Raw genomic sequence first — 2,797 nt, 5'->3', positions numbered from 1 at the left:
GATCCGCCCCCCGCCGCTTGCTGGCCGCCGCCGCGATGCTGCTGGCCGCCGGCGCCGCCCACGCCGCCGACGGCGACACGCTGAAGAAGATCAAGGACAGCGGCGTGATCTCGCTGGGCTACCGTGAATCGTCGATCCCGTTCTCGTACACCGACGGCAAGGAGGTCATGGGCTATTCGCACGAGATCCTGCTGCAGATCGTCGAGAAGGTGAAGAGCGAACTGAAGGTGCCCAACCTGCAGGTGCGCCTGACGCCGATCACCTCGCAGAACCGCATCCCGCTGGTGCAGAACGGCACCATCGACATCGAATGCGGCAGCACCACCAACAACCTGGAGCGCCAGAAGCAGGTGGCGTTCTCCAACAGCCTGTTCGTCTACGGCATCAAGATGCTGACCAAGAAGGATTCGGGCGTGAAGGAATTTGCCAACCTGAAGGGACGCAACGTGGTCACCACCGCCGGCACCACCGGCGAGCGCCTGCTGGTCAAGATGAACGGCGAGAAGGCCATGGACATGAACTTGATCAGTACGAAGGACCATGGCCAGTCCTTCCTGATCCTGGAAAGCGGCCGCGCCGCGGCCTTCGTGATGGACGAGCCGCTACTGTACGGCGAGCGCACCAAGGCCAAGAGTGCCGCCGACTGGGTGGTGGTGGGTGCGCCGTTGCAGACCGAGAACTACGCCTGCATGTTCCGCAAGGACGATCCGTCGTTCAAGAAGCTGGCCGATGGCGTGATCGCCGACCTGCAGACCAGCGGTCGTGCGGAGAAGCTCTACAACAAGTGGTTTATGTCGCCGATCCCGCCGCGCGGCATCAACATGAACTACCCGCTGTCGGCCGACATGAAGGCGCTGTTCGCGGCGCCGAACGACAAGGCCTACCAGTAATGGGGTAGGGCGGTTATATAGCCATAATGAATCGTTATTTCGTCGTCGATAGTGGTTGCGGTAGTGTTGAGCCCGATATAGGCTCATAGCAGCACAACTGGCCGGCGGCCCTTCACAAGAGGCCGCCGGCGCTGTCTGCGCCTTACTGCTTATCCGCATTCACTGGAGAACATATGCGATCGATTCGTACTGGCTGGCTCAAGTCGTTGCTGGCCGCCTCGCTGCTTGCCGGCGCCGGGCTGGCGGCCACCGCGGCCCATGCCGCCGACCTGCTCGACACCGTCAAGCAGGCCGGCGTGCTGAAGATCGGCCTGGAGGGCACCTATCCGCCGTTCGGGTTCCGCGGCGCGAAGAACGAGCTGGAAGGGTTCGATGTCGACGTCGCGCGCGCGGTTGCCGGCAAGCTGGGTGTCAAGCCGGAATTCGTCACCACCGAATGGAGCGGCATCATCGCCGGCCTGCAGGCGGGCAAGTTCGACGTGATCGTCAACCAGGTCAACGTGACGCCGCAGCGCAAGCAGGTGCTGGATTTCTCCAAGCCCTATGTCTACTCCGAAGCGCAACTCATCCAGCGCAAGGACGACAAGCGCGAGTTCAAGTCGCTGGAAGCGCTCAAGGGCCACAAGCTCGGCGTCAGCCTGGGCAGCAACTTCAACGACCTGGCCAAGTCGGTGCCCGGCGTCGACGTCAAGACCTATCCCGGCGCGCCGGAATACCTGCGCGACCTGGCCGCACAGCGCGTCGACGCGGCGCTCAATGACCGGCTGATGGTTGCTTACCTGATCAAGACCGCCAACCTGCCGCTGCGCCCGGGCGCGGTGGTGCCGGGCGCGGCCACGGAAGTCGCGATCCCGTTCCGCAAGGACAACCCCAAGTTCGCCCAGGCGATCGACCGGGCGCTGGATGACCTGCGCAAGGACGGCACGCTGACCAAGCTGTCGGTGAAGTGGTTCGGCACGGATGTGACCAAGCCGGTGAAGTAAGCAACAGCGGTATCATGTCGCGGCGCGGCGGCCCCAGGGGCTGCCGCGCCGCTTGCCATTTGCGCCGTCTGTTTATTTCATTACGTCTTCGCCTTCATGTCCGCTCTCCAGCTCGTCATCGATTCCCTGCCCGTGCTGCTGCAGGGCACGCTGCTGACCATCAAGTTCGCGTTGTGGTCGATGCTGTTCGGGCTGGTGCTGGGCACGGTGGTGGCGCTGATGGGCATCAGCCACAGCCGCGTGCTGAAGGCGGTGGCGCGCACCTATGTCAGCATCATGCGCGGCACGCCGCTGCTGGTGCAGATCTTTGTCATCTACTACGGGCTGCCGGGCGTCGGCATCGCGCTGGAACCGACGCCGGCGGGCGTGCTGACGCTGAGCCTGAACGTGGGGGCGTATTTGTCCGAGAGCATGCGCGGCGCCATCCTGGGCGTGGCGCGCGGGCAATGGCTGGCGGCCTACAGCCTGGGTCTGACGCCGGCGCAGGCGCTGCGCTTCGTGGTGGGGCCGCAGGCGCTGCGGCTGGCGGTGCCGAGTTTGTCCAACAGCCTGATCAGCCTGATCAAGGATACGTCGCTGGTGTCGGTGATTACCGTGACGGAGCTGCTGCGCACGGCGCAGGAGGTGATCGCGGCGACTTACCAGCCGTTGCCGTTGTATCTGGCGGTGGCAGCGATTTATTGGGTGTTGAGTACGGGATTGTCAGGGCTGCAGCATATGCTGGAGCGACGGTTGTCGCTGCCGGGGAGGCATTGAGGGCGGCCTTCTCCGCCGTCTGAGAGGAGAGCGGTTTTGGGTGCACCAAAGCCGCCCGAGCTAGCCTAAGCAAGGTGTGCTCCCTCTCCCCTCAGGGCCCCTCAGGGGGAGAGGGTTGGGGTGAGGGGTGGGCTAGCTAGGAGCCACATCAAGCGGGGCCAATGGTGT

At 64.2% G+C, this 2,797-nt stretch carries 3 protein-coding genes; all 3 read left to right on the top strand.

From position 1 onward, the window contains the following. Positions 1-17: 17 nt before the first annotated feature. The gene (locus AB1I47_RS33610) at positions 18-890 is read left to right on the top strand and encodes a glutamate/aspartate ABC transporter substrate-binding protein (protein ID WP_407935957.1); all 873 of its coding nucleotides are present in this window, start codon (positions 18-20) and stop codon (positions 888-890) included. A 173-nt stretch (positions 891-1,063) separates the two neighbouring features. Further along, positions 1,064-1,873, top strand: a complete 810-nt coding sequence (locus AB1I47_RS33605; RefSeq protein WP_354687961.1) for a transporter substrate-binding domain-containing protein — start codon at positions 1,064-1,066, stop codon at positions 1,871-1,873. A 96-nt stretch (positions 1,874-1,969) separates the two neighbouring features. Beyond that, a complete protein-coding gene (locus AB1I47_RS33600; RefSeq protein ID WP_354687960.1) occupies positions 1,970-2,629 on the top strand; it encodes an amino acid ABC transporter permease in 660 nt (219 codons plus the stop codon). The last annotated feature ends 168 nt before the right edge of the window (positions 2,630-2,797 follow it).

Origin of the sequence: Cupriavidus necator, from assembly GCF_040578825.1 — a bacterium.
GTDB classification, from domain to species: Bacteria; Pseudomonadota; Gammaproteobacteria; order Burkholderiales; family Burkholderiaceae; genus Cupriavidus; species Cupriavidus necator_E.
Note: the sequence above shows the minus strand (reverse complement) of the source record. Positions and strands in the feature narration are given on the sequence as shown.

Excerpts from the sequence above, each read along its gene's own strand:
- AB1I47_RS33605 (WP_354687961.1), top strand. The coding sequence starts at position 1,064 with ATGCGATCGATTCGTACTGGCTGGCTCAAGTCGTTGCTGGCCGCCTCG.
- AB1I47_RS33600 (WP_354687960.1), top strand. The coding sequence starts at position 1,970 with ATGTCCGCTCTCCAGCTCGTCATCGATTCCCTGCCCGTGCTGCTGCAG.